Source organism: Streptomyces sp. NPDC020379 (assembly GCF_044387105.1).
Lineage (GTDB): Bacteria > Actinomycetota > Actinomycetes > Streptomycetales > Streptomycetaceae > Streptomyces.
Genome location: NZ_JBIRVR010000001.1, coordinates 44,144 through 69,829 on the forward strand (window position 1 = coordinate 44,144; position 25,686 = coordinate 69,829).

At 73.9% G+C, this 25,686-nt stretch carries 25 protein-coding genes and 1 riboswitch; of the genes, 13 read left to right on the plus strand and 12 right to left on the minus strand.

Annotated features, from left to right (window positions below; translation table 11 throughout):
* Nucleotide 1 precedes the first annotated feature (1 nt).
* A complete protein-coding gene (locus ACH427_RS00255) occupies nucleotides 2-424 on the minus strand; it encodes an Asp23/Gls24 family envelope stress response protein (protein WP_398867090.1) in 423 nt (140 codons plus the stop codon).
* A gap of 186 nt (nucleotides 425-610) precedes the next feature.
* Here ACH427_RS00255 and ACH427_RS00260 point away from each other — a divergent pair, with 186 nt between their 5' ends.
* Nucleotides 611-1,360, plus strand: a complete 750-nt coding sequence (locus tag ACH427_RS00260; protein WP_398867091.1) for a hypothetical protein — start codon at nucleotides 611-613, stop codon at nucleotides 1,358-1,360.
* 195 nt (nucleotides 1,361-1,555) lie between these two features.
* Nucleotides 1,556-2,221 carry a hypothetical protein gene (locus ACH427_RS00265; protein WP_398867092.1) on the plus strand — a complete coding sequence of 222 codons (666 nt, stop codon included), beginning with the start codon at nucleotides 1,556-1,558 and terminating at the stop codon, nucleotides 2,219-2,221.
* A 33-nt stretch (nucleotides 2,222-2,254) separates the two neighbouring features.
* On the opposite strand, the gene ACH427_RS00270 is transcribed toward ACH427_RS00265, so the two are convergent.
* From ACH427_RS00270 to ACH427_RS00280, 3 genes are all read right to left on the minus strand, one after another.
* Nucleotides 2,255-3,046: an enoyl-CoA hydratase/isomerase family protein gene (locus ACH427_RS00270; RefSeq protein ID WP_398867093.1), complete on the minus strand. Its 792-nt coding sequence runs from the start codon at nucleotides 3,044-3,046 to the stop codon at nucleotides 2,255-2,257.
* Between the two features lie 130 nt (nucleotides 3,047-3,176).
* On the minus strand, nucleotides 3,177-3,398 hold the full coding sequence (locus ACH427_RS00275; protein ID WP_030366669.1) for a helix-turn-helix domain-containing protein: 222 nt from the start codon (nucleotides 3,396-3,398) through the stop codon (nucleotides 3,177-3,179).
* 409 nt (nucleotides 3,399-3,807) lie between these two features.
* Entirely contained in the window at nucleotides 3,808-5,406 is a 1,599-nt protein-coding gene (locus ACH427_RS00280; protein ID WP_398867094.1) for an ABC-F family ATP-binding cassette domain-containing protein, read from the minus strand.
* A gap of 312 nt (nucleotides 5,407-5,718) precedes the next feature.
* On the opposite strand from ACH427_RS00280, the gene ACH427_RS00285 reads away from it, so the two are divergent.
* Complete coding sequence (locus ACH427_RS00285) at nucleotides 5,719-6,606, plus strand: neutral zinc metallopeptidase (RefSeq protein ID WP_398867095.1); 888 nt, start codon at nucleotides 5,719-5,721, stop codon at nucleotides 6,604-6,606.
* A 145-nt stretch (nucleotides 6,607-6,751) separates the two neighbouring features.
* Here ACH427_RS00285 and ACH427_RS00290 read toward each other — a convergent pair whose 3' ends face one another.
* The 3 genes from ACH427_RS00290 to ACH427_RS00300 all read right to left on the minus strand — a co-directional run bounded on the left by ACH427_RS00290 (nucleotide 6,752) and on the right by ACH427_RS00300 (nucleotide 10,308).
* The gene (locus tag ACH427_RS00290; protein WP_398867096.1) at nucleotides 6,752-8,173 is read right to left on the minus strand and encodes a hypothetical protein; all 1,422 of its coding nucleotides are present in this window, start codon (nucleotides 8,171-8,173) and stop codon (nucleotides 6,752-6,754) included.
* Nucleotides 8,174-8,284: 111 nt separating this feature from the next.
* Nucleotides 8,285-9,412, minus strand: a complete 1,128-nt coding sequence (locus ACH427_RS00295) for an alpha/beta hydrolase (protein ID WP_398867097.1) — start codon at nucleotides 9,410-9,412, stop codon at nucleotides 8,285-8,287.
* 200 nt (nucleotides 9,413-9,612) lie between these two features.
* Nucleotides 9,613-10,308: a class II aldolase/adducin family protein gene (locus ACH427_RS00300; RefSeq protein WP_398867098.1), complete on the minus strand. Its 696-nt coding sequence runs from the start codon at nucleotides 10,306-10,308 to the stop codon at nucleotides 9,613-9,615.
* Nucleotides 10,309-10,415: 107 nt separating this feature from the next.
* Here ACH427_RS00300 and ACH427_RS00305 point away from each other — a divergent pair, with 107 nt between their 5' ends.
* The 7 genes from ACH427_RS00305 to ACH427_RS00335 all read left to right on the plus strand — a co-directional run bounded on the left by ACH427_RS00305 (nucleotide 10,416) and on the right by ACH427_RS00335 (nucleotide 19,241).
* The gene (locus ACH427_RS00305; protein WP_398867099.1) at nucleotides 10,416-11,660 is read left to right on the plus strand and encodes an anion permease; all 1,245 of its coding nucleotides are present in this window, start codon (nucleotides 10,416-10,418) and stop codon (nucleotides 11,658-11,660) included.
* Between the two features lie 12 nt (nucleotides 11,661-11,672).
* Nucleotides 11,673-11,885 (plus strand): hypothetical protein, encoded by a 213-nt coding sequence (locus ACH427_RS00310; RefSeq protein ID WP_398867100.1) that lies wholly within the window; start codon nucleotides 11,673-11,675, stop codon nucleotides 11,883-11,885.
* A gap of 271 nt (nucleotides 11,886-12,156) precedes the next feature.
* Nucleotides 12,157-12,287: riboswitch (cobalamin riboswitch) on the plus strand.
* 121 nt (nucleotides 12,288-12,408) lie between these two features.
* The gene (locus ACH427_RS00315) at nucleotides 12,409-13,395 is read left to right on the plus strand and encodes a cobalamin biosynthesis protein (protein WP_398867101.1); all 987 of its coding nucleotides are present in this window, start codon (nucleotides 12,409-12,411) and stop codon (nucleotides 13,393-13,395) included.
* Between the two features lie 29 nt (nucleotides 13,396-13,424).
* Nucleotides 13,425-14,996, plus strand: a complete 1,572-nt coding sequence (locus ACH427_RS00320; protein ID WP_398867476.1) for a cobyric acid synthase — start codon at nucleotides 13,425-13,427, stop codon at nucleotides 14,994-14,996.
* Nucleotides 14,997-15,073: 77 nt separating this feature from the next.
* Nucleotides 15,074-17,173 (plus strand): putative cobaltochelatase, encoded by a 2,100-nt coding sequence (locus ACH427_RS00325; protein WP_398867102.1) that lies wholly within the window; start codon nucleotides 15,074-15,076, stop codon nucleotides 17,171-17,173.
* On the plus strand, nucleotides 17,173-17,769 hold the full coding sequence (gene cobO, locus ACH427_RS00330) for a cob(I)yrinic acid a,c-diamide adenosyltransferase (protein WP_398867103.1): 597 nt from the start codon (nucleotides 17,173-17,175) through the stop codon (nucleotides 17,767-17,769). The genes ACH427_RS00325 and cobO overlap by 1 nt, the downstream gene beginning before the upstream one ends.
* On the plus strand, nucleotides 17,763-19,241 hold the full coding sequence (locus ACH427_RS00335) for a cobyrinate a,c-diamide synthase (protein ID WP_398867104.1): 1,479 nt from the start codon (nucleotides 17,763-17,765) through the stop codon (nucleotides 19,239-19,241). Before cobO ends, ACH427_RS00335 begins: the two co-directional genes overlap by 7 nt.
* A 2-nt stretch (nucleotides 19,242-19,243) precedes the next feature.
* Here the strand turns inward: ACH427_RS00335 and ACH427_RS00340 are convergent, their stop codons facing one another.
* Nucleotides 19,244-19,969: a ZIP family metal transporter gene (locus ACH427_RS00340; RefSeq protein ID WP_398867105.1), complete on the minus strand. Its 726-nt coding sequence runs from the start codon at nucleotides 19,967-19,969 to the stop codon at nucleotides 19,244-19,246.
* A 93-nt stretch (nucleotides 19,970-20,062) separates the two neighbouring features.
* On the opposite strand from ACH427_RS00340, the gene ACH427_RS00345 reads away from it, so the two are divergent.
* A complete protein-coding gene (locus ACH427_RS00345) occupies nucleotides 20,063-20,443 on the plus strand; it encodes a cobalamin biosynthesis protein (protein WP_398867106.1) in 381 nt (126 codons plus the stop codon).
* A 104-nt stretch (nucleotides 20,444-20,547) separates the two neighbouring features.
* Nucleotides 20,548-21,600, plus strand: a complete 1,053-nt coding sequence (gene cobC / locus ACH427_RS00350; RefSeq protein ID WP_398867107.1) for an Rv2231c family pyridoxal phosphate-dependent protein CobC — start codon at nucleotides 20,548-20,550, stop codon at nucleotides 21,598-21,600.
* 191 nt (nucleotides 21,601-21,791) lie between these two features.
* On the opposite strand, the gene ACH427_RS00355 is transcribed toward cobC, so the two are convergent.
* The gene (locus ACH427_RS00355; RefSeq protein ID WP_398867477.1) at nucleotides 21,792-22,691 is read right to left on the minus strand and encodes an SCO1860 family LAETG-anchored protein; all 900 of its coding nucleotides are present in this window, start codon (nucleotides 22,689-22,691) and stop codon (nucleotides 21,792-21,794) included.
* Nucleotides 22,692-22,933: 242 nt separating this feature from the next.
* Nucleotides 22,934-23,080 (minus strand): hypothetical protein, encoded by a 147-nt coding sequence (locus ACH427_RS00360; protein ID WP_398867108.1) that lies wholly within the window; start codon nucleotides 23,078-23,080, stop codon nucleotides 22,934-22,936.
* 218 nt (nucleotides 23,081-23,298) lie between these two features.
* Here ACH427_RS00360 and ACH427_RS00365 point away from each other — a divergent pair, with 218 nt between their 5' ends.
* The gene (locus ACH427_RS00365; protein ID WP_398867109.1) at nucleotides 23,299-24,339 is read left to right on the plus strand and encodes an aminotransferase class V-fold PLP-dependent enzyme; all 1,041 of its coding nucleotides are present in this window, start codon (nucleotides 23,299-23,301) and stop codon (nucleotides 24,337-24,339) included.
* Nucleotides 24,340-24,393: 54 nt separating this feature from the next.
* On the opposite strand, the gene thpD is transcribed toward ACH427_RS00365, so the two are convergent.
* The gene (thpD, locus tag ACH427_RS00370; protein ID WP_398867110.1) at nucleotides 24,394-25,284 is read right to left on the minus strand and encodes an ectoine hydroxylase; all 891 of its coding nucleotides are present in this window, start codon (nucleotides 25,282-25,284) and stop codon (nucleotides 24,394-24,396) included.
* A 1-nt stretch (nucleotide 25,285) separates the two neighbouring features.
* Nucleotides 25,286-25,684 carry an ectoine synthase gene (locus ACH427_RS00375; RefSeq protein ID WP_398867111.1) on the minus strand — a complete coding sequence of 133 codons (399 nt, stop codon included), beginning with the start codon at nucleotides 25,682-25,684 and terminating at the stop codon, nucleotides 25,286-25,288.
* Nucleotides 25,685-25,686 lie beyond the last annotated feature (2 nt).

Sequence of the window (25,686 nt, forward strand, 5' to 3'; positions counted from 1 at the left end):
CTTACTGGAGCCTCGGCTCCGGCTCGTCGTCTTCCTCATCGGGCAGCTTGACGTCGCTCACGGCGATGTTGACCTCGACGACCTCCAGGCCGGTCATGCGCTCCACCGCCGAGATGACGTTTTCCCGCACAGCGCGGGTGACATCCGCGATGGCGACCCCGTAATCCACGACGATCTCCAGATCGAGCGCGGTCTGCACCTCACCGACCTCCGCCTTCACCCCCCGGGCCACGGACTTCGCGCCGCCCGGCACCCGGTCCCGCACGGCGCCGAAGGTGCGCGCGAGGCCGCCGCCCATCGCGTGGACACCGACCACGTCACGGGCCGCGAGCCCGGCGATCTTCTCCACGACTCCGTCGGCGATGGTCGTACGGCCCCGGTCGGCCGGTGCGCCCAGCGGCTCCTTCGGTGTGGTGTCGGTCATCGTCGATCGCCTCTCTCCCGGGGGGAGGACATCACGGTCCACGGGTCCTTTTGCCACCATAGGTGGGGTTCACCCGTCGCGCTCGGGAGATCCGGGGAAGCTGCCGCCCGAGTGAGTCGTACGGGCGGGCGCCGCGGCGTACGGCAGGCTGGATCCGTTGGCTCACCTGACGGCTGAGAGGTGACGGTGGACGCGGACCGATGGACACAGGCCGTACGCGGGCAGCTCGCGCCCGGCAGACTGCTGCCGCTCGGCGGCGTCGCGGACGGCGCCTGGATCGTGGAGTCCGCCGCGGCGGGCGCGCTGCGCCGGGCGGCGGCCACGGCCGTGCCGGACGCCCGCCTCGACACGCTCCGGCTCTCGCTCGCCGACCCGGCGTCGGCGGCCGGGCCCGCCGTACCGCCCCCGCCGAGCGCCCTCGCGGTGGGACCGCTGCGCGTGGTGGCGGACTTCGCGGCCGCGCCCGACCGGCCGCTGCCGGTGGTCGCGGACGAGCTGCGCAGGGCGGTACGGACCGCGGCCTCGGGGACGCTCGGGGCGGTGGTCGAGTCGGTCGACCTGCGGGCGACGGAGCTGCTGGAGGGCCTGACGGCCGGAACGGCCGTTCCGGAGGAAGAGCCTCCCGAACCCGAGGGGGACGCGGGGGTCGTCCGGGCCGTGCTTTCCGTGCCGGGCGTGGCGGGCCTGGTGCCGCTCTTCGGGCGGGCGGTGCGGATCGACGACGGCGAGGGGAAGTGCCACGCGCAGGCGCAGTTCGCCGTGACGGAGGGGCGCCGCGCGCTGGAGACGGTGCGTGAGGTGCGGGCGGCCGTGGCCGGGGTGCTGGCGGGGCGTACGTCCGGCCCGGTGACGGTGGCCGCGGTGGTCACGGGGGTGCTCCCCGCCCGGTCCTCCCGGCCCTCGAACGCCGGACGTGGTGGTCCTTTCCGCGGATAAACTTCCCGGGTTGTTGATCAAGGGGGGTTACCGATGGCGAGAAGCCGGCCGCGTCCACGTCAGCCGCAGTGGGGGCCGAGCTCTCCGCCGATGCCCCGGGTGCCGAACCGCCGGAGCGGCTGCCTCGGTGCCTTTCTCCGGTCCGCACGGGTCAAGGCCGATTCGATCTTCACCGCCTCCGGCCCCGGTCGTGTCATGGACCCGACGATCGACAGGGTGCAGAAGGGACGCGCCATCGCCGGCACCGTGGCCTCGTTCCTGCTGATCTGGACGTACGGCATAGACGGCGGCTGGAGCGGCGTCTTCAAGGACGGCGTCAGCAAGCTCTTCCTGGCCCCGCTGATCCTCATTCTGGTGGGGCCGCTCGTGATCGTGGGCTTCATCCGCTACGCCCCGGCCGAGCACCGCCCGCTGCTGCGCTCCCGGCTGCGCCATCCGCTGAAAGCCGTCTGCTGGTACATGGGCGCGGTGGCCGCCTCCGTGGCCTGCCTCTGCACCGTCAGCCAGAGCGGCCGTTACATGGCGATGCTGGGCGGCACCGCCGGAATGCTGGGCGCGGCGGTGGTACCGCTCGTGCTGCTGCCGGTCCTGCTGTGGATGGCGGCGTTCCTCTTCTTCTCGTCCGGCGCGGCCGCGCGGTACGCCTTCAACACCGCCGATGTGCACGCGGCCCTCCCGGCCGTGCTGACCGTGGTGCTGGTCTGGGTGCTCAATCTGGTCTCGCTGGGCGACGGGCTGCCGAACGGGCCGCTACTGGTGAAGATCGCCGCGTTCCTCGGCGGACCGCTGTCGGTCACGGCCGTCTCCTGCTGGGAGCTGCACCATCTGCGGACGCGCTACGGGGTACGCGTCCGGGGCTGAGCGTGCGGGGGCCGGGCCCCCGCACGCTCGGGTTCACTCCCCCAGCCCGGCGAGGTCCCGCAGCCGCCGGGCCTGGGCCTGGCGCTCGGCGGCGCGCTGCGCCTCGTATGTACGGCCGGCGGCGTCGCGCAGCAGGGCCTTGGTCTCGACGACGGCGTCGCGGGGCGCGGCCAGCAGGGCCGCGGCCAGGTCCGAGGCGGCGGCGTCGAGCTCGGCGGCCGGGACGACGAGGTTGGCGAGGCCCGTGCGCTCGGCCTCCTCGGCGTGGACGAAGCGGCCCGTGGCGCAGATCTCCAGGGCGCGGGCGTAGCCCACCAGCGACAGCAACGGGTGGGTGCCGGTGAGGTCCGGCACCAGGCCCAGGCTGGTCTCGCGCATGGCGAACTGGACGTCGTCCGCACAGACCCGCAGGTCACAGGCGAGGGCGAGCTGGAAGCCCGCGCCGATGGCGTGGCCCTGCACGGCGGCGATGGAGACGATGTCGTTCCGCCGCCACCAGGTGAACGCCTCCTGGTAGGTGGCGATCTCGGCGTCGAGCGCCTCGTCGGAGCCGCGCGCGAGATCGAGGAAGGACGGCTCACCGTCGAAGCCCTCGGGGGTGAACGCCTGCCGGTCGAGGCCCGCGGAGAAGGACTTGCCTTCCGCGCGCAGCAGCACGACCCGCACGCTCCCCGGCAGCAGCCGTCCGGCCTCGGCCAGCCCCCGCCACAGCGCGGGCGACTGAGCGTTGCGCTTGGCGGGGTTGGTGAGAGTGACGGTGGCCACCGCGTCATCCACGGTGAGCTGTATGCCGTCCTGGTCGAGCAGGGTCTTGGGGGCGGTCATCGGGGCCTCCGAATCGGCAGCAGTCGCGCAGCGGTTCGCGCTATGTTGACTGCACAGTAACCACCCGGTCGACTGCTCGACCGACCGGGTGGCACTGCCCACACCGACGGTGCCCTTGGGGTGCGCGACGTCAGGCCGAGGCGGCCTTCTTGCCGCGCGTCGCTCCGCCGCGACCGCGAAGGATCACGCCGGATTCGCTGAGCATCCGGTGGACGAAGCCGTAGGAGCGGCCGGTCTCTTCGGCCAGCGCCCTGATGCTCGCACCGGAGTCGTACTTCTTCTTCAGGTCTGCCGCGAGCTTCTCGCGCGCGGCGCCGGTTACCCGGCTGCCCTTCTTCAGAGTCTCGGCCACCCGTGCCTCCTCATGGGAGATGCGCCTCTTGACTCTCATGATCACCCCTACGCGGCCTCCTGGCCACCCATTCGACAAGGTCCATGAGATGAGGTTTCCCCGTTTTCGGGCCGCGACAGGGCTTGGAACAGGTGATTCCGAAGAGTCCTGGTCGTACGGCCGTACGGGTGGCTGAACGAAGCGGCAGGTCAGGCGGGGCACCCGCGTTCCGTGGTGCGAACACCCCGGCGCACGGCACTGGGCGTGCGCCGGAGCGCTCGACGGCACCGCGGTACGAGCCCTACTCACTCAGATGATGGATCACCTGTCGGCCGAATGATCGGGACAGCACCGAGCGGACGCCGATCAAGCGCCCGGCGGGGCCCCGCCGGGGCGGGGCCGACCGGGTCCGGCTCGGGTCGGACGCGGGTCAGGCGAGGGCGACGAGGTCCGCGTAGTCCGGGCCCCAGAGGTCCTCGACGCCGTCCGGGAGCAGGATGATCCGCTCCGGCTCCAGTGCCTCGACGGCGCCCTCGTCGTGGGTCACCAGGACCACGGCGCCCTTGTAGGTGCGCAGCGCGCCCAGGATCTCCTCGCGGCTGGCCGGGTCGAGGTTGTTGGTGGGCTCGTCCAGCAGGAGGACGTTGGCGGAGGAGACGACCAGGGTGGCCAGGGCCAGGCGGGTCTTCTCACCGCCGGAGAGCACGCCGGCGGGCTTGTCGACGTCGTCGCCGGAGAAGAGGAAGGAGCCCAGCGTCTTGCGGACCTCGACGAGATCGAGGTCGGGGGCGGAGGAACGCATGTTCTCCAGGACCGTGCGGTCCGGGTCGAGCGTCTCGTGCTCCTGGGCGTAGTAGCCGAGCTTGAGGCCGTGGCCGGGGGTGACCTGGCCGGTGTCGGCCTTCTCGGCACCGGCGAGCAGCCGGAGCAGCGTGGTCTTGCCCGCGCCGTTGAGGCCCAGGATGACCACGCGGGAGCCCTTGTCGATGGCCAGATCGACGTCGGTGAAGATCTCCAGCGAGCCGTAGGACTTCGACAGGCCCTCGGCGGTGAGCGGGGTCTTGCCGCAGGGCGCGGGCTCCGGGAAGCGGAGCTTGGCGACCTTGTCGGAGGCGCGCACCGCCTCCAGGCCCGAGAGCAGCCTCTCGGCGCGCTTGGCCATGTTCTGCGCGGCGACCGTCTTGGTGGCCTTGGCGCGCATCTTGTCGGCCTGCGAGTTGAGGGCCGCGGCCTTCTTCTCAGCGTTCTGCCGCTCGCGCTTGCGGCGCTTCTCGTCGGCCTCGCGCTGCTGCTGGTAGAGCTTCCAGCCCATGTTGTAGACGTCGATCTGGGAGCGGTTCGCGTCGAGGTAGAAGACCTTGTTGACGACCGTCTCGACCAGGTCGACGTCGTGGGAGATCACGATGAAGCCGCCGCGGTAGGTCTTGAGGTAGTCCCGCAGCCAGGCGATCGAGTCGGCGTCGAGGTGGTTGGTGGGCTCGTCGAGGAGCAGGATGTCGGCGTCCGAGAAGAGGATCCGGGCCAGCTCCACGCGGCGGCGCTGACCGCCGGAGAGCGTGTGCAGCGGCTGGCCGAGGATCCGGTCGGGCAGGCCGAGGCTGGCGGCGATGGTCGCGGCCTCCGCCTCGGCGGCGTACCCGCCCTTGGTGAGGAACTCGGTCTCCAGGCGCTCGTACTTCTTCATCGCCTTCTCGCGCGTGGCCCCCTTGCCGTTGGCCATGCGCTCCTCGTTCTCCCGCATCTTGCGCAGGACGGAGTCGAGGCCGCGGGCGGAGAGGATCCGGTCACGGGCGAGGACGTCGAGGTCGCCGGTGCGCGGGTCCTGCGGCAGATAGCCGACCTCACCCGAGCGGGTGATGGTGCCGCCGGCCGGCATGCCCTCGCCGGCGAGGCACTTGGTGAGGGTCGTCTTGCCCGCGCCGTTGCGGCCGACGAGGCCGATGCGGTCGCCACGGGCGATGCGGAAGGAAGCGGACTCGATGAGGACGCGGGCGCCGGCGCGCAGCTCGATGCCGGAAGCGGTGATCACGGGATTACTCCTGGGCGGAAGGGACGGCGGTGGGGACGGGGGTGAACACACCCACACGCGAGCTCGCCCGCGCGGTCATGCGCGGGGCCGGGCGGCGGGGCGGGGACCGGCGCCGTCTAATGCACGAGGAGGAATGCCATACGGACCAGTCTAACGGGGGCGCGCAAGCAGGTTTCCCGGTGTGCCCGTGGCGGTCCGGCGGGCCGTCGGGGTAGGCATGGGCGCGACCGGCCGCCGGTGCCCACGACGCCACCCCGGAAGGGCACACAACGGACGGCGCACGGATACTCGGGGTGGAGAGGCGGTAACCGCATGCAGTTCGACGACGACGCGGACCTGGACACGTCCCAGGTGCAGGACTCCCGGGGCGGTGGCATCCCGGGCGGCGGCCTGACCATCGGCGGCGGGATCGTGGGGCTGATCGCCCTGGTGCTGGGGCTCTTCTTCGGCATCGGCCCGCAGGAGCTCGGGCTCTCCTCCGGGCCGTCGGCGTCGGCGAGTTCGAGCACCGGCGAGCAGGTCTCCCAGCACTGCCGCACCGGGCGCGACGCCAACACCAAGGAGGACTGCCGGATCGTCGCCGTGGTCAACAGCGCCCAGTCCTTCTGGACCCAGGAGCTCGCCCGCCGCTCGCGCACCTACACCCCGGCGTCGACCGTCTTCTTCACCGGCCGGACCGACACCGCCTGCGGGGCCGCGACCTCGGCGGTCGGCCCGTTCTACTGCCCCGGCGACCACAAGGTCTATCTCGACCTGGGCTTCTTCAACGAGCTGCACAGCAAGTTCGGGGCCAGCGGCGGGCCCTTCGCCCAGGCGTACGTCGTCGCACACGAGTACGGGCACCACATCCAGAACCTGCTGGGCACGCTCGGCCGCGCGCAGGACCGCAAGACAGGCGCGGGGAGCAACTCCGTCAAGGTCGAGCTCCAGGCCGACTGCTACGCCGGGGTGTGGGCCAAGCACGCCACCACGACGCCCGAGAAGTCCACCGGGCGCCCGCTGCTCACCCGGCTGACGAAGACGGACATCGACGACGGGCTCTCCGCGGCGGCCGCCGTCGGCGACGACCGGATCCAGGAGAAGTTCCAGGGGCGGGTCACGCCGGAGAGCTGGACGCATGGGTCCGCGGCGCAGCGGCAGCAGTGGTTCACGACGGGGTACAGCACGGGCGATATGGCGCGCTGCGACACGTTCCGCTAGCCGCGAGCCTGGCCGAATTCCGGGTGCGGCTCTGTCGCCGCCTGCGGCGGGAGCGGCCTGCGGCCGCGTCCTCGATCGCCGGACGGGCTGGATTTCGCGGACCGTAGCCCGCACATCCAGCCCGTCCGGCGATTGGCGGACACCGTCACGCCCCTCCCACATGGACCTGGAAGGCCGCTCTGCGCATCGCCTTCGCCAAGGCCGGGTCCGGGTGGGCCGCTGCCAGGGCCACCAGGACCTGGACCGTGCGGGGGTGGCCCACCGCCCGTACCTCCTCCAGGAGGCCCGGGACCGTGCCCTGGACCGCCGAGTCCAGGTGGCGGACCAGCAGGCGGCTCTCGCCGTGGTCGGCGACGGCCGCGGCCGTGTCGACCCACAGCCAGGTCGCCTCCTCGCGGGTGAGGACCTCGGCCGCCTGCTCCGGGTCCCGGCCCTCGTGCTCGGCGAGCCACAGCAGGGCGTACGGACGCAGGCACGGTTCCTCGGCGGCAGCCCGCACCGCGGGCTCGGCGGGGGCGCCCACCGCGCGCAGGGCCTCGAAGGCCAGGCCGCGGACGAGGGCGTCGTCACCGCGCGCGGCGTCGAGGAGCTCGCTGAGGGCGCTGCGCGTGGACCGGGCGGCGAGCCAGGCGCGGTACTCGGCGCGGGCCGGGCCCGGTGTGAGGTCGGCGCAGCCGCGCAGCATCGCCTCGGCGGACAGCTCGATGTGCCCGGCCGGGCTCTGCGCGGCCACACAGATCTGTTCGAGCTTGACCCAGACCGCCCAGTTGCCGAGCGGGGTCAGGACGGCCTCCGGGCTGTCGCTGGCGCCCTCCCGCATGACGAGCGCGCCGACGGCGGCGAGCCCTTCGAGCGCCCAGTCGAGCAGCCCGGCGAGCGGGTCGCCACCGCCCGGGGCGGGGGGCGCGGCGGGTCCGGCGGCCGGTTCCGGGCCGTCGTACGGGATCTCGCAGCGCTCGGCGCGGATCTCGGCGACGCGCTGCTGGAGGAGGTCCAGGAGCATCGCCACGGAGACGGGCCCCGCCGAGAGATGCATCACGGACAGCAGCTGCGGGGCGGCCTCCACGACCTCGGCGGCGATCGTCGCGTCCGTGCCCGCGGGCACCGGGTGGGCGAGCGACCACGCGTCGAAGAGGGCGACCCAGCCGCGCAGCACGGCGCCGTCGTCACGGTCCCACGCCTGGAGGCGCCAGCCCGGACGCGCGGTGTCGCCGTGCAGCTCGATGAGCCCGGCGAGGCGGGCGCGGTCCCAGTCGGTGCGCACCTGGTGGGCCGTCAGCCGCAGCGCGTCGGCGGCCCGCTCGGCCGCCCTCTCCGCGAGGCCCCCGGCCGTGGCCGGGCGCAGGGTCGTGCCGCGGCCGCGCTCGTCGGCCGCCCAGCGGGCGACGCGGACCGCGCCCGTGAGGCTGCCTCTCGCCTGCTGGGCGAGTTCCGCCGGTGCCGGAGTGCCCGCGGGCGGGCGGGGCGCCGGGCGGGAGCCTCGGTTCGCCACGGCCCGGCGGGCAGCGGCGATCGGCTGTCGGGGGACCAGTCTGAGCCGGGAGTCGCGCGGAGTACGGGACGTCACAGGAGCAGTCTTGCCGTTGACGCTCCGAAAACCCAATCGGAATCAACTGTCCACCTTCGGACCAGCGCCGCAAGGCGTTCGGAAAGGGCCGGTAACGACCGGTGGAACCGCTCACATCAGGGGCGTGAGGAAGCGGCGGAGAGCCTCTTCGTAAGCCGCTGGATTGGCGTTCCACATCCCGGCGTGCGGGGCGTGCCGGACGGCGCGCAGGTGTATCAGTTCCGGTCGCCGCGCGACGAGTTCACGGGAGTGCGCCCAGGGCGCGAGGGTGTCGTCGGGGCCGTGCAGGAGCAATACGGGAACGGTCAGCCGGGCGGGGTCGGTGGCGGCGAAGAGGGTGCCGGCGCCCAGCCCCGTCCGCCCCTCCGCGGCCCGGACCGCAAGCGGAAGCAGTGCGGCCGGTGTGCGGCGGCAGGCGGCGCAGGCGCGGACGAGGGCCTGCCAGTCGAGGACCGGGGAGTCCATGACCACGCCCGCGACGCGCTGCGACAGCGCCGAGTCGAGGGCGGCGAGGAGCGCCATGGTGGCGCCCGTGGACCAGCCGTGCAGGACGATCCTGCGGGCCCCGTAGCGCACGGCGTAGCGGATCGCGGCGTCGAGATCACGCCATTCCGCGGCGCCGAAATGGCTGATGCCTTCCGTTGGGCGGGGGGCGCCGGGGTCACCGCGGTAGCCGAGGGCGAGGACGGGCAGCCGCATCCGGCCGAGGAACGGCATGACGACCATGGGGTGCTCGCGGGTCGCGCCGAGGCCGTGCACCGCGATCACCCAGGTGGCGCGGTCGCCCGGCACGAACCAGGCGGGCAGCGGGCCGAGTTCCCCCGGCACCTCGACGTCGGCGTGGTCGAGACCGAGGGCGTCGCGGGGGTTGCCCACGTACACCTGCGGCGTGAGCCGCACGCGCGCCCCGGGCTCCAGCACGCCGTGCGTCACGCGCTCCAGGCGGCGTACGACGCAGTCGGCGGGGTGCGGCTCGCCCGCGACGGGCCCTCCGACGACGGCGTGCACACCGGGTGCGCCGAGGCCGTACACCCCCGGGCGCTGCGCCTCGACGCTGCGGGTCAGGGTGACGGTGTCGTTGCCGACGGCGTGGACGACGAGCTCCGGCGCGTCCGGCGGGGGGCTGCCCGGGCGGGGTTTGAGCGCAGCGTCGGAGGCGTACCGTCCGGCCGCTATGGCGGCCGCTCCGGCACCTAGTACGGTCGTGGCGGCCAGGGCCGCCGCTCTCGCAGGGTGCACGTCTTCAGTGTGAGCGCGCGGTGAGGCTCTGGCCAGTGGGGGGCTCCGCCCGGCGGCCCCTTTTTGTGCCTGCGGCGCTTTTTCCCCAGCCCCGCCCCTTCCCGGCCGCATCGGATGTGCGGCCGGGAAGGGGCGGGTAGGCGGGTAGGCGGGTAGGGGAGAAAGCCCCGTCGCGGGCGCCGGCCCACCCGCCCGAGGACTTACCCCTTCCCCTGCCCGTACCCCCGGAGCTTCCCCATCGCCTCGTCGAGTTGCGGGAGAGTCAGCAGCGCCGGCCCACCCCCCGGCACCGCCGCCGACGTCAGCCACACCCGGCACATCCACTCCAGCTGAGCGGTCCGGTCGTACGCCTCGTCGAGGGTCGCGCCGTGGACGACCGTGCCGTGGTTCCGCAGGAGGCAGCCCGTGCGGCCCTCCAGGGCCCGGAGCATGTTGCGGGCGAGTTCGTCCGTGCCGTAGAGCGCGTAGTCGGCGACCCTCACCGGACCGCCCAGCGCCCCCGCCATGTAGTGGACCAGCGGCAGCTCGTCGACCAGGCCCGCGGCCGCCGTCGCGTGGACGGCGTGGGTGTGCACGACGGCCGCCGCGCCGGTGGAGCGGTAGACGGCCAGGTGCATGGGGAGCTCGCTGGTGGGGGTCAGCTCGCCGAGGACCTGGCGGCCGTCGAGGTCGACGCCGACCGCGTCCTCGGGGCGGAGCCGGTCGTACGGGACGCCGGTGGGCGTGACAAGAACGACATCGCCGACCCTCGCGGAGACGTTGCCGGAGGTGCCGACCACCAGTCCGTCCGCCACGGTGCGGCGGGCGGTGGCCACGACCTCGGCCCAGGTCCGCGCGATGTCGTCGCTCGTGCCGCCGTCGTCACCCTGTGCTGTGTTCGATATGCGCATCGCCATCCGCCTCCGGTTCGCGTCACCACTCGGTCTGACCCAGTTCACCTTCCGTTCACCCAGGGTCTTTACGGTCACCGCTGTACTGACCATCGAGCTGATTGCCTGGGTGAATGGAACACATCACGCTTCTCATCGGGATCGTGATCGTCACGGCCTTGGTGTTCGACTTTACGAACGGCTTCCACGACACGGCCAACGCCATGGCCACCACCATCTCCACCGGGGCGCTCAAGCCCAAGGTCGCGGTGGCGATGTCGGCGGTTCTCAACCTCGTCGGCGCGTTCCTGTCCGTCGAGGTCGCCAAGACCATCTCCGGGGGCATCATCGACGAGAGTGCCGGGATCAGACCCGAAGTGATCTTCGCGGGGCTGATCGGCGCGATCGTCTGGAACCTGCTGACGTGGCTGGCCGGCCTGCCCTCCAGCTCCTCCCACGCCCTCTTCGGCGGCCTGATCGGCGCGACCGTCGTGTCCGTCGGTTTCAACGCGGTGAACGCCGACAAGGTCGTCATGAAGGTCCTCATCCCGGCCGTCGCGGCGCCCATCGTGGCGGGCATCGCCGCCATGGTCGCCACCCGGCTCACCTACCGGCTCGCCAAGGGCCGCGAGGAGAAGGAGACCGCCAAGGGCTACCGCGCCGGGCAGATCGCCTCGGCCGCCCTGGTCTCCCTCGCCCACGGCACCAACGACGCGCAGAAGACGATGGGTGTCATCACCCTCGCGCTCGTGACCGGCGGCGTCGTCGCCCCGCACTCCGACCCGCCGCTGTGGGTCATCGTCTCCGCGGGCCTGGCCATCGCGCTCGGTACGTACCTGGGCGGCTGGCGCATCATCCGTACGCTCGGCAAGGGCCTCACCGACATCCAGCCGCCGCAGGGCTTCGCCGCCCAGACCGGCGCCGCGACCGTGATCCTCGCCTCCTCGCACATCGGCTTCGCCCTCTCCACCACCCAGGTCTGCTCCGGCGCGATCATGGGCTCCGGCCTCGGCCGCAAGGGCGGCGTGGTGCGCTGGTCGACCGCGGGCCGGATGGCCGTCGCCTGGTGCCTGACGCTCCCGGCCGCGGGCATCGTCGCCGGTGGCGCCGCGTTCCTCGCCGACCAGGGCGACTGGGGCGTCACCACCGTCGCCGTGCTCGGCCTGCTGGTGTGCGGCGCGATCTACGCCGCTTCCCGCCGCAAGCCGGTCACCCACGACAGCGTCAACGAGGTCCAGCCGGAAACGGCGGAGCCGGCCGGGGTGGTCACCGCCGCGCTCCAGGCCGTCGCCCCGCCGCCGGCCGGCCCCGTGACCGCCGCCCCGGTGGTCGCCGTCTCCCCCGAAGCCGGGCGCGCCCCCGCCGCCGCGGCGAGCTAAGGAATCCACACCATGCACATCGACTGGGCAGCTCTCGGTCAGGTCTTCGGCGTCAGCGTCGTGGTGACCGTCGGATTGGTCGGCGTCTTCACGCTCGGGATCGTGGGCACGTCGCGCCCTGCGGGCGGCGCGGCTCCGCGGGTTCTGGCGCGGTCCGGGGCGTACGCGTGCTTCGCGCTGTGCGCGGCGGCTGTGGGGTACGGGATCTTTTTGATCGTGGGGTAGGCGGGGGAGCGGGATTTGTTCCCCGGCCCCGCCCCTTCCCGAAACCGGGGGCACGCCCCCGGACCCCCGGCAACACGCTTCGCGCGTTGTCCTCAAACGCCGGACAGGCTGATACTCAGCCTGTCCGGCGTTTGAGGAAAAAGCCCGCCGCAGGCGCCAGCGACCCGCACCCGGCAACAATCCGCCCGGTAGAGCGCAGCGAACCCGTCCAGAGGGAAGTTGACGCCCGTTCACACCCCATGGTGGACTTCCGGGGCCAAACGGCGACAGCAGAGGAAGCCGGTGCGAGTCCGGCGCGGTCCCGCCACTGTCACCGGGGAGCGTCTCCCCCATCGGAGTGCCACGGCCCGCACGCGCGGGCGGGAAGGCCGGGGCGGCGTCGATCCGGGAGCCAGGAGACTCTGGTCGCCGGTCACGTCGAGCCAGGGCGCGGACCCTGAGTGAGGACACATCGCCATGTCCGGCTGCCGCCGACCGTCCCGTTCCCGCGGATCCAGGTACCACGCGACGGCGGTCTGATCCGATGCGCGCCGATCACCTCGGTTTCGCGTGCGGTGCCACGCTCGGCTTTCTCGGCGACCTCGCTCTCGGCGACCCCCGCCACGGCCATCCCGTGGCCGCCTTCGGACGTGCCGCGCAGGCCGTGGAACAGCGGCTGTGGCGCGACCACCGCGGTCACGGCGCCCTGCACACGCTGCTGTGCGCGGGCGGCACCGTGGCCGCCGCCGGAGTGCTGGCCCGTGCCGTACGCCCCTCCCCCGCCGCCACGATCGCCCTGACCGCCGCCACCACCTGGGCTGTGCTCGGCGGCACCTCGCTGGGCCGTGAGGCCCGCGCCATCGGGGGCGCGCTCGCCGTGGGTGACCTGGAGGTCGCCCGGGAGCGGCTGCCCCATCTGTGCGGGCGCGACCCCGAGGCGCTGGACGGTCCGCAGCTGGCCCGCGCCGTCGTGGAGTCCGTCGCGGAGAACACCTCCGACGCCGTCGTGGGCGCCCTCGTATGGGGTGCGCTGGGCGGTGTTGCGGGGCTGGCCGGTTTCCGTGCCGTCAACACCCTGGACGCCATGGTGGGCCACAAGTCGCCCCGCTACCGCCGCTTCGGCTGGGCCTCGGCCCGGCTCGACGACGTCGTCGGCTGGCCCGGCGCCCGGCTCACCGCCGCCCTCGCCGTGCTCGCCGGGCCCGACCCGCGGGGCGCCTGGCGGGTGGCCCGGCGTGACGCGTCCCGGCACCCGAGCCCCAACGCGGGCCCCGTGGAAGCCGCGTTCGCGGGGGCGCTCGGCGTGCGCCTCGGCGGCACCCTCGCCTACAAGGGCCGCGTCGAGCACCGCCCCGTCCTGGGCGCGGAGAACCGCCCGGTGGAGGCCGCCGACATCGAGCGCGCCGTGCGCCTCTCCCGGCGGGTGTCGCTGCTGGCGCTGGGCGTCGCGATCGGGGTGCGGGCCGCCGTCTCCCGGGGCCGCGCGGCGGGCAGCCTTTCCCCAGATCGCCTTACGAGGAGGAACCGGTGACAGCGGACAAGGGCGGGCCGACGGGCCCGCTGGGCGGGGGCCTGCTCGTGGCCGGGACGACCTCGGACGCGGGCAAGAGCGTGGTGACCGCCGGGATCTGCCGGTGGCTGGTCCGCAAGGGCGTCAAGGTCGCGCCGTTCAAGGCACAGAACATGTCGCTCAACTCCTTCGTGACCCGCGAGGGCGCGGAGATAGGCCGCGCGCAGGCCATGCAGGCCGCCGCGGCCCGGGTGGAGCCGTCGGCCCTGATGAACCCCGTGCTGCTCAAGCCCGGCAGTGACCGCAGCAGCCAGGTGGTGCTGATGGGCAAGCCGGTGGGCGAGCTCAGCGCGCGCGGGTATTTCGGGGCGCCCGAGGGGTCGTCCCCCGGGGGGACCCGGCACTGGGGGCGCCAGGAGCGGCTGTTCGGCACGGTGACCGAGTGCCTGGAGGAGCTGCGGCGCACCCACGACGCCGTGATCTGCGAGGGCGCGGGCAGCCCCGCCGAGATCAACCTGCGGCGCACCGACATCGTCAACATGGGCATAGCCCGGGCGGCGCGGCTGCCCGTCGTCGTGGTCGGGGACATCGACAGGGGCGGGGTGTTCGCGTCGTTCTTCGGCACGACGGCGCTGCTGTCCCGCGAGGACCAGGCGCACATAGCGGGCTATCTGGTCAACAAGTTCCGGGGTGACGTGACGCTGCTGGAGCCCGGCCTGGAGATGCTGCGGGACCTGACCGGACGGCCCACGGTCGGCGTGCTGCCCTTCGCCCACGGCCTCGGCATCGACGAGGAGGACGGCCTGCGGGTGTCGATGCGCGGTGCGGTGCGCGAGTCGGTGGTCGCTCCGCCGCACGGCGCCGACGTGCTGCGCGTCGCCGTGTGCGCGGTGCCGCTGATGTCGAACTTCACCGACGTCGACGCGCTCGCCGCCGAACCGGGCGTGGTCGTACGGTTCGTGGACCGCCCGGAGGAGCTCCTCGACGCGGACCTGGTCGTCGTGCCGGGCACCCGCGGCACCGTACGGGCGCTCGCCTGGCTGCGCGAGCGCGGGCTGGCGGACGCGATCGCGCGGCGCGCGGCGGAGGGCCGGCCGGTGCTGGGCATCTGCGGCGGCTTCCAGCTGCTGGGCGAGCGCATCGAGGACGAGGTCGAGTCGAAGGCGGGCACGGTCGAGGGCCTGGGCCTGCTGCCGGTCCGGGTGCGGTTCGCGGTCGAGAAGACGCTGGCCCGGCCGGTCGGCGAGGCGCTCGGCGAGCGGGTGGAGGGCTACGAGATCCATCACGGTGTCGCCGAAGTGCTGGGCGGGGAGGAGCTGTTCACCTCTGGTGACGATGGACGCAGTCTGGACGGCTGCCGCTCGGGCGCGGTGTGGGGTACGCACTGGCACGGCTCGCTGGAGAGCGACGGCTTCCGGAGAGCGTTCCTGCGGCGCGTCGCGGAGGCGGCGGGGCGCGCGTTCGTCCCGGCACCGGACACGTCGTTCGCGGCACTGCGCGAGGAGCAGCTGGACCGGCTGGGCGATCTCATCGAGGAGCACGCAGACACGGACGCGCTGCTGCGGCTGATCGAGGACGGGGTTCCGACGGGGCTGCCGTTCATACCGCCGGGGGCACCATGACCGGTCCCGCACCCGCGAACTCACCGGCCCCGCAGGCGCGGGGAAGGACGGACGTCACTCGAAGGAGCGGTCACCGCATGAGCACCACCTATCCGTTCACCGCGATCGTCGGCATGGACGACATGCGGCTCGGCCTGTTGCTCAACGCCCTCTCGCCCGCCATCGGCGGAGTGCTCGTACGGGGCGAGAAGGGCACGGCCAAGACGACCGCTGTCCGAAGCCTGGCCGCACTGCTGCCCGAGGTCACGGCCGTCACCGGCTGCCGGTTCGCCTGCGACCCGGCAGCCCCCGACCCCACCTGCCCGGACGGGCCGCACGAGGACGGCGCCCCGCACGCCCCGCGCCCCGCGCGCATGGTCGAACTGCCCGTCGGCGCCTCCGAGGACCGGCTCGTCGGCGCGCTCGACATCGAGCGGGCGCTGTCCGAGGGCGTGAAGGCGTTCGAGCCCGGCCTGCTGGCCGCCGCGCACCGCGGGGTGCTCTACGTCGACGAGGTCAATCTGCTGGGTGATCACCTCGTGGACTCGCTCCTCGACGCGGCCGCGACCGGTTCCTCGTCCGTCGAGCGCGAAGGCGTCTCCGTACGCCACGCCAGCCGCTTCCTCCTCGTCGGCACCATGAACCCCGAGGAGGGCGAGCTCCGCCCGCAGCTCCTCGACCGCTTCGGGCTGACCGTCGAGGTCGCCGCGTCCCGCGAGCCCGACGAGCGCGTCGAGGTCGTACGCCGCCGGCTCGCCTACGACGAGGACCCGGCCGCCTTCACCGCCAAGTGGGCCGCCGAGGAGGACGCGCTGCGCGAACGCATCGCCGCCGCGCGCGCCCTGCTGCCGGCGGTGCGGCTCGGTGACGGGGCGCTGCGCCGGATCGCCGCGGTCTGCGCCGGGTTCGAGGTGGACGGCATGCGCGCCGACATCGTCACCGCGCGCACGGCTACCGCGCTCGCCGCGTGGGCGGGCCGTACGGACGTCGTGACCGAGGACGTACGGCAGGCCGCGCTGCTGGCCCTTCCCCACCGCCGGCGCCGTGCGCCCTTCGACGCGCCCGGCCTGGACGAGGACAAACTCGACGAGATCCTGCGGCAGTTCGAGGACGACGAGCCGGAGCCCGAGCCCGACCCGGAGCCGGAGGGTCCGGACGACGGTCCCGGTGACGACGGCCCCGGCGGTGGCGAGCCGCCGCGGGACGCGGACGGGCCGGGCACCCCGGACGTCCCGGCGCAGGCCGAGTCACAGGAGAACGCCCCGGCGCGGCAGGAGAGTTCGACGCCCCAGGCCCCTGAGGCGCACGACGGACAGGGCGCGGCCGACGGGCAGGAGCGCCCGGCGGCGGGCGGTGACGCCCCGGCGGTCGCCGCCGCGGATCCGTTCCGTACGCGCAAGTTCGACGTTCCGGGCCTGGGCGAGGGCGCGGACGGGCGGCGTTCGCGGGCGCGTACCGCGCACGGCCGGACGACGGGGGCCCGGCGCCCGCGGGGCGCGCTGGCGAAGCTGCATCTGGCGGCGACCGTACAGGCGGCGGCACCGCACCAGCGGGCGCGCGGGCGCGGCGGGCCGGGCCTGGTCGTGCACCGTGACGACCTGCGGGAGGCGGTGCGCGAGGGGCGCGAGGGCAACCTCGTGCTGTTCGTCGTGGACGCGTCCGGTTCGATGGCGGCGCGCAAGCGGATGGGTGCGGTCAAGGGCGCGGTGCTGTCGCTGCTGCTCGACGCCTACCAGCGCCGGGACAAGATCGGGATGATCACCTTCCGGGGCGCGGGCGCGGAGGTGGCGCTGCCGCCGACGTCGTCGGTGGACGTGGGCGCGGCCCGGCTGGAGCGGTTGCCGACCGGGGGCCGTACGCCGCTGGCGGCGGGGCTGCTCCAGGCGCGCGAGGTGCTGCGGGTGGAGCGGCTGCGTGACCCGTCGCGGCGGCCGCTGCTGGTCGTCGTGACCGACGGGCGGGCGACGGGCGGCCCCGAGCCGCTCGCGCGGGCGGCGCGGGCCGCGCGGCTGCTGGCCGGCGAGGGCACGGCATCGGTGGTCGTGGACTGCGAGACGGGCCCGGTGCGGCTCGGGCTGGCGGGCGAGCTGGGCCGGGAGCTGCGGGGCCCGGTGGTCACGCTGGAGGAACTGCGCGCGGACAGCGTCTCCGCGCTCGTACGTACGGTGAGGAACACAAGCTCCAGGAGGGCCGCTTAATGCCGCAGGGACAGCCGGCCGTCGTTCCGGACGACGGTCTCACCACACGCCAGCGCCGCAACCGGCCGCTGGTCTTCGTCCACACGGGCATCGGCAAGGGCAAGTCGACGGCCGCGTTCGGGCTGGCGCTCCGCGCGTGGAACCAGGGGTGGCCGGTCGGGGTTTTCCAGTTCGTGAAGTCCGCGAAGTGGAAGGTCGGCGAGGAGCGGGCGCTGAAGGTGCTCGGCGACTCGGGCGAGGGCGGCACGGTCGCCTGGCACAAGATGGGCGAGGGCTGGTCCTGGGTGCAGCGTGACATCGCCTCCAGCGAGGAGGCGGCGCGCGAGGGCTGGGAGCAGGTGAAGCGGGACCTGGCGGCGGAGTCGTACAAGCTCTACGTGCTGGACGAGTTCGCGTATCCGATGCACTGGGGGTGGATCGACACGGACGAGGTGGTCTCGGTGCTGCGGGACCGGCCCGGCACCCAGCATGTGGTGATCACCGGCCGCAACGCCCCGGAGAAGCTGATCGACTTCGCCGATCTGGTGACGGACATGTCCAAGGTCAAGCACCCGATGGACGTGGGACAGAAGGGCCAGCGGGGCATCGAGTGGTGAACGTACCCCGTCTCGTCATCGCCGCGCCCGCCTCCGGGAGCGGCAAGACGACCGTCGCCACCGGCCTGATGCGGGCCTTCACGGACGCCGGGCTCACGGTGTCCCCGCACAAGGTCGGCCCCGACTACATCGACCCGGGCTACCACGCGCTGGCGACCGGCCGCCCCGGCCGCAATCTGGACGCCTATATGTGCGGGCCGGAGCGGATCGCCCCGCTGTTCCTGCACGGCGCGGCGGACTGCGATCTCGCCCTGGTCGAGGGGGTGATGGGTCTCTACGACGGGGCGAGCGGGCTGGGCGAGCTGGCGTCGACGGCGCATGTGGCGAAGCTGCTGAAGGCGCCGGTCGTGCTGGTCGTGGACGCGTCGTCGCAGTCGCGGTCGGTGGCGGCGCTGGTGCACGGCTTCGCCTCGTGGGACCCGGAGGTGCGGCTCGCGGGCGTGATCCTGAACAAGGTCGGCTCGGACCGCCATGAGGCGCTGTTGCGCGAGGCGTTGGCGGAGTCGGGGGTGCCGGTGCTGGGCGCGCTGCGGCGCGTGGCCGCGATCGACACGCCCAGCCGACACCTCGGCCTGGTGCCGGTGGCGGAGCGCAGCGCGGCGGCCCTGGCCGCGGTGTCCGCGCAGGCGGCACAGGTACGCGAGGGCTGCGACCTCAAGGGCCTGCTGGCCCTGGCGCACAGCGCGCCGCCGCTGCCGGGGCCGGCCTGGGATCCGTCCGAGCCGTTGTGGGCAGGCGTTCCGCAGCGCGGAACGGGTGGGCACTCCCCGGTCAGCGGGCCGCACCATGACCGGGACCCGGGTCAGAGCCCCCCACGCGGCGGAGCGGCGGAGCGGCCCCGGCCGGGAAGGGGCGGGGCTGGGGAACAGAACCCCGTCGTCGCCGTCGCCGGCGGCCCCGCGTTCACCTTCTCGTATGCCGAGCACACGGAGCTGCTCACAGCGGCGGGCGCCGAAGTCGTCACCTTCGACCCGCTGCGGGACGAGCGACTGCCGGAACACACCGCCGGGTTGATCATCGGCGGCGGCTTCCCCGAGATGTACGCGCCCGAGCTCTCCGCCAACGAACCGCTGCGCAAGGCCGTCGCCGTCCTGGCGGAGCAGGGCGCGCCCATCGCCGCCGAGTGCGCGGGCCTCCTCTATCTGTGCCGCTCCCTCGACGGGAAGCCCATGTGCGGCGTGCTGCCCGCGGAGGCCCGGATGTCCGGGCGCCTCACCCTCGGCTACCGCGAGGCCGTGGCCATCGCGGACGGTCCGCTGGCCGCGGCGGGCACGCGCGTACGCGGTCACGAGTTCCACCGCACGGTCGTCGAGCCGGGCACCGGTGCCACCCCGGCGTGGGGCATGACGCACCCGGAGCGCCGGGTGGAGGGCTTCGCGCAAGGCGGTGTCCATGCCTCGTATCTCCACACGCACTGGGCGGGCTCCCCCGGCACCGCCCACCGCTTCGTGGCGGGCGCGGCGCGGCGGTGACGTCAGCTCGCGAGGCCCACCACGAGCCAGACGAACGCCACTCCGGCCACCGTGCAGGCCAGGGTGGAGCGGGCGGGGTGCGGGTGGTGGGCCTCGGGGAGGATGTCGGAGGTCGCCAGATAGAGCAGCACCCCGCCGAAGAATCCGAGGTATATGCCGAGGAAGTGCTCCGGAAGGGTGAACAGCAGCGTCGAGGCGGCACCGACGACGGGCGCGACGGCGTCGGCCCCGAGCATCACCAGGGCGCGGTGGCGCTCGTTCCCGTACAGACCGGTGATCGTGTACGTGTTGAAGCCGTCGGCGAAGTCGTGGGCGATGACCGCGAGCCCTACGGAGGCGGCCATGGGGCTGTCGACCTGGAAGGCGGCGCCGATCGCGATGCCGTCCATGGCGCTGTGCCCGACGAGCGCCGCGGCGGCGGTGAGCCCCACCTGGGGGACGCGCACCCGGCCGGTGACGCCGTGGTCGGCCCGGCGGACGGCGAGGAGCCGTTCGACGAGGTGGGCGGAGAGGAAGCCGAGGACGAAGCAGAGCAGGGCGACCGGCACCCCGAAGATCCGCCGCCCGGCGGCCTCCAGCGCCCCTGGCAGCAGGTCGAGGCCGACGACGCCCAGCATCAGCCCGCCGGCGAGCCCCAGGACGAGGTGGCGGCGGTCGGCGACCCGCTGGGCGGTCCAGCCGCCGAGCAGCGTCATCAGGAACGCGCCCAGGGCGACGACGACCGGCACCGGTCCACCACCCTTCTCGCGGCTGCCCCGCCTCCTGCTTACTGACCTCCCGCCCGCACCGCATGTCCACCGTCGCACGTCCCGGGAGAGCCGATGACCGCCCCCGCGCTCTACGTCGGTGTCGGCGCCCGGCGGGGTGCCGGGGCCGACGAGGTCCTCGCGCTGGTCGGGCAGGCACTCGGCGAGGCGGGCGGCGGGGCGCCCGCGGCGCTGGCCACCGCCGAGGCGAAGGCCGGCGAGCCGGGGCTGCGCGAGGCCGCCGCGCGGCTCGGTGTGCCGCTCCTGTCCTACGGCGCCGGGGCGCTCGCCGCCGTCGCGGTGCCCAGCCCCTCGTCCGCCGTCCTCGCCGCCGTGGGGGTGCCGGGCGTGGCCGAGGCCGCGGCGCTGCTGGCCGCCGGCCCGCGCGGGGCGCTGGTGGTCGGCAAGCGGAAGTCGGCGCGGGTGACCTGCGCCGTCGCGCGCGGACCCGGGTGAGGGCGGCGGGCGGGACGTCAGTACCGTTTCCGGGTCGGGTCCTCGCACGGGCCCCGTCGGCGCCCTGGACCGGCGTCACGCACAAGAGAAGGTGGCCCGCGGCCATGCACACACCCAGCGAACCCGACCTGCGGCACCACGGCGACGCCGAGGTGCGCGGCGGCGGCGCGGAGTTGACCGACCTCGCGGTCAACGTGCGCTCCGGCACGCCCCCGAAGTGGCTGCGGGAGCACATCGCGGGGTCGCTCGACGGGCTCGCCGCCTATCCGGACGGGCGGGCGGCGCGGCGGGCCGTGGCCGCGCGGCACGGGCTGCCGGAGGAACGGGTGCTGCTGACGGCGGGCGCGGCGGAGGCGTTCGTGCTGCTGGCGCGGGCCCTGCCGGTGCGGCGGCCGGTGGTCGTGCACCCGCAGTTCACGGAGCCGGAGGCGGCGCTGCGGGCCGCCGGGCACACGGTGGAGCGCGTGCTCCTGGACGCGGCGGACGGCTTCCGGCTGGATCCGCGCGCGGTGCCCGGTGACGCGGACCTGGTGATCGTCGGCAACCCCACCAACCCGACGTCGGTCCTGCACCCCGCGCAGGCGCTGGCCCAGCTCGCCCGCCCGGGGCGGACCCTCGTCGTGGACGAGGCGTTCATGGACGCGGTGCCGGGCGAGCGCGAGTCCCTGGCGTCGCGTACGGACCTGCCGGGCCTGGTCGTGCTGCGCAGCCTCACGAAGACCTGGGGCCTCGCGGGGCTGCGCATCGGCTACGTCCTCGCCTCGCCCGGCGCGATAGCGAGGCTGGAGCGGGGCCAGCCGCTGTGGCCCGTCTCCTCCCCCGCCCTCGCGGCGGCCGAGGTGTGCAGCGCGCCCCCGGCGCTCGCGGAGGCCGCCCACGCGGCACACCACCTGGCGTCGGACCGGGCCCATCTGGTCGCGGCGCTCGCGGAGTTCGAGGGGGTCCGCGTGCACGGCCCGGCGGCGGGCCCCTTCGTCCTGATCCGGCTGCCGGACGCGGTGACGGTCCGCTCCCGGCTGCGGGGGCTGGGCTTCGCGGTCCGCCGCGGCGACACGTTCCCGGGCCTGGGCCCGGAGTATCTGCGCCTCGCGGTCCGGGACCGCGCGACGACGGACCGCTTCACGGAGGCGCTCCGCTCGGTGCTCTCGGAGGAGTAGCGGTCTGGTGCGGGCCGTCGGCCGGGGGCGCCCCGCGGGCGTGTCCTCAGGCGCCGGACGGGCTGATCGCCACCCGGGAGAGGTCGGATACGCGCCCGCCTCAGCCACATCAAGCCCGTGGGGGGCGCCTCCGGACGGCATCCGGGGGAGGTGGCCGAGGGCGCTTGAGGACACCGCCGCGCAGCGTGGTGCTACCTGCCACCCGCCGAGCGACGACGGGCCACGAACAGGGCTCCCCCGCCCACGGCGACGAGCAAGGCCGCCGCTCCCGCCACGTACGGCGTGGCCGAGCCGCCGCCCGTCTCGGCGAGGTTCTTCGCGGCGGCCGGCGCGGCGGACGCGTGGGCCGCCGTCCGGGGTTCGACGTCCCCGCCGGTCGTGCCCTGCGCTGCGGCCGGGGTCTCGCACGTGGCCTCCGCCAGCGTCACCGAGCCCCGCACGTCGGCCACGTTCAGCTTCAGCGGGTTGACCGCGACGTCGAGCGCCAGCGCGCTCGCCGCCGCCGTGCGGGAGGTCGTGGCCGTCCTGGACAGGTCGAGCCGTACTTCGCCGACGCCGGGCACCGCGACCTTCGTCGTGCCGTTCGGGGTGAGCGTGACCTTCCGGCCGAGCACCGAGACGCCGCCCAGGAGGTTCGAGGTGGCGGTGGGCTTCCTGCCCGCCTCGCACACGGCCGTGGAGGTGACCTGCTGGACCTCGATGAGCGAGAGGAGCGGCAGGCCGGGGACGTGCACCCGGGCGTGGACGAGACGGGCGTAGCCCTCCGCCTTGTTCCGGTCGGCGGTGGCGCGGGCGGTGGCGGCCTCGGCGCGCAGGACGTCGACGGGCTTGCCCTGTGCCACGCCGTCGAGCGTGACGGCGAGTGCCGTCCTGTCCGCGTCGGCCGGCGCGTGGACCTCGTTGAGGGAGGCGTGGAGCGGGACGTGGACGGTCTTGTCGAGCAGGGCGACGTCGAGCCCGGTGCGCAGGACGGCCGCGCCGGACTTGCCTTGGCCGCCGGAGCCGCTTCCGGTGGCGTGCGCGGGTCCGGCGACGACGGTCGCGGTCGCGGCGGCCGCCACCGCGAGCGCGGTGAGGCGGCGTGCGGGCATGCCGAAGGAAGGGCTGGTGGTGCTGGACACGTGTGTGGAACCCCCACAAGAGGCGTGATGCCGTCGGCGCGGTCCATGGGGGACATCGCCGCGCCGACGGCGGGACCCCGCCATATTTGACCTCTTGAGGGTGAACGGGCAGTCCCCTGGGATCAGTTCACCCCAACGAGTAAGTTTCGCAGCGGCATTCGATTCACCCGGCGCGTGAGTCGATTCCCGTCACACGCGTCGCCGCCGCGTGATCAGCCCGGCGGCCCCGCCCGCCGCCGTCCTCCCGGGCCGAGACATCCGGTCGCGGCGGTCGCGTGGTCGTCGCCACCCGTCGGGAAGGCGGTGGCGTGGTCGTCGGCGAAGGCCGCGCGGGGCGCGGGCACTGTCGTTCGGTTCATGCGAACAGCTTCTCGACGCGGGGCGCGCGGCGCGTCGGCCCAGGCGGCGGACCCCCTCCGCCGCAGGACTGATCCTTTTCTCGTCCCCGGGGCAGAACACGCCGTACCCTTCTCGGCCTTGAGGAGGACGAACGCCCCTGACCAAGCGCGTGACCGGAAAGCGCGGCGGACGGAAAGGGCGTGGACGGAACGATCGCCCGCGCGCATAGTGGAGCGGCATGGAGAGCCTCGCACCTGACCACTTCAGCCCCGGGACCACGTATCTGAACACCGCCGCCTGGGGCCTGATCCCCACAGCCGCCGCCACGGCCATGACCGCATCCGTCACCGCCGCTTCCGAGGGCCGGCCCCAGGAGCAGGTGTTCTCGGCGGCCGTGGAGGCGGTGCGCGCGGCCTACGGGCGGCTGCTCGGGGTGCCCGCGGCGCGGGTGGCCACCGGGAGCTCGGTGGCGGTGTACTGCGGGCTGATCGCCCAGTCCCTGCCCGCCGGCGCCGAAGTCCTCGTCGCGGAGGGCGACTTCAGCTCGCTCGTCAATCCCTTCCACGCGCGCCCCGGCCTCCGGGTGCGCACCGTGCCGCTGGAGAAGACCGCCGACGAGGTGCGGCCCGGCACGGCCCTGGTCGCGGTGAGCGCCGTGCAGTCGGCGGACGGCCGGATCGCGGATCTCGGCGCGATCGGCGCGGCCGCCCGCGCCCACGGCGCCCGCACGCTGATCGACGTCAGCCAGGCCGCGGGCTGGCTGCCCGTGGACGCGGCGGCCCACGACTACACGGTCTGCGTCGGCTACAAGTGGCTGCTGTGCCCCCGCGGCACCGCCTTCCTCACCGTGCCGGAGGATCTCGGCGGCCTCGTCCCGGTGTTCGCGGGCTGGGTCTCGGGCGAGGACCCGTGGCAGAGCTGCTACGGGCGCATCGAGCCGATGGCCGCGTCCGCGCGCCGCTTCGACGAGAACGTGCCCGTCTTCTCGTACGTGGCCGCCCGCGAGAGTCTGCGCCTGGTGGAGTCGCTCGGTACGGCGCGCGTCGGGGCGCACGACGTGGCGCTCGCCGACCGCTTCCGCGCGGGGGCCGCCGGGCTCGGTCATGTGCCGGTGGAGGCGGCCGGTTCCGCGATCGTGGCGGTCCCGGGTCTCGGGGGCGCGGTGGAGCGGCTCGCGGCGGCCGGGGTGCACGTGAGCTCCCGCGCGGGTGGTCTCCGTGCGGCGTTCCACCTCTACAACACGGCCGCCGACGTGGACCGGCTGCTGGAAGCGCTGTGAAGCGGGCGCCGGACGGGCCGGCGGAACCGGCCCGTCCGGCGCCCGCTTCCGCCGTCACACCACGGGCGTGAAATCTCTCGCGCCGATGAACTCCGGCCTGCGCACCGGTGCGGCGAACGGTTCCACCGCCGCGTTCTCCACGCTGTTGAAGACGATGAAGACGTTGCTGCGGGGGAAGGGTGTGATGTTGTCGCCCGAACCGTGCATGCAGTTGGAGTCGAACCACGTCGCCGAGCCGGCCGGGCCGGTGAACAGCTTGATGCCGTGCTGCTCGGCGAAGCCGGTCAGGGCCTTGTCGGAGGGCGTGCCCGCCTCCTGCGTGCGCAGCGACCGCTTGTAGTTGTCGCGCGGCGTCTCACCGGCGCAGCCGAGGAACGTCCGGTGCGAGCCGGGCATGATCATCAGCCCGCCGTTGGTGTCGTGGTTCTCGGTGAGGGCGATGGAGACCGAGACGGTCCGCATGCGCGGCAGCCCGTCCTCGGCGTGCCAGGTCTCGAAGTCGGAGTGCCAGTAGAACCCGGAGGCGCCGAAGCCGGGTTTGACGTTGATCCGGGACTGGTGGACGTAGACGTCCGAGCCGAGGATCTGCCGGGCCCGGCCGACCACGCGGGGGTCGCGCACGAGCGCGGCGAAGACCTCGCTGATGCGGTGGACCTCGAAGACCGAGCGCACGTCCTGCGACTTCGGCTCTATGACCGAGCGCTCGTCGGCCCGTACGGCGGGGTCGGCGATCAGCCGGTCGAGCTCGGCGCGGTAGCGGGCCACCTCGTAGGGGCCGAGGAGTTGATCGACCGTCAGGAAGCCGTCACGGTCGTAGCCCTCCAGCTCCGCCGCGCCGATCGGCCCGGGGGCGCCGGGGCCGGACCAGACGACGGGGTCCTGGCGGGGGACGGACACCTCTTGGGCGCCGCGGGTGGGGTAGAGGTCTTCGGCCGTGGCCGTCATGTCAGCCCTCCTCCGTGAGCAGCGGGTAGACGCCGTTCTCGTCGTGGTCCTCCCGGCCGGTGACCGGCGGGTTGAAGACGCAGACGCAGCGGAAGTCGGTCCTGGGGCGCATGGTGTGCTTCTCGTGGCCGTCCAGCAGATACATCGTGCCGGGCGTGATCAGGTGCTTCTCGCCGGTCTCGTCGTTGGTGAGTTCGGCCTCGCCCTCGACACACAGCACGGCCTCGATGTGGTTGGCGTACCACATGGAGGTCTCGGTTCCGGCGTAGAGCGTGGTCTCGTGCAGGGAGAAGCCGACGCGCTCCTTGGCGAGGACGATGCGCTTGCTCTCCCAGGTGCCCGACTTGGCCTTGACGTGCCGGTCGGTGCCCTCGATGTCCTTGAACGAGCGGACGATCATGG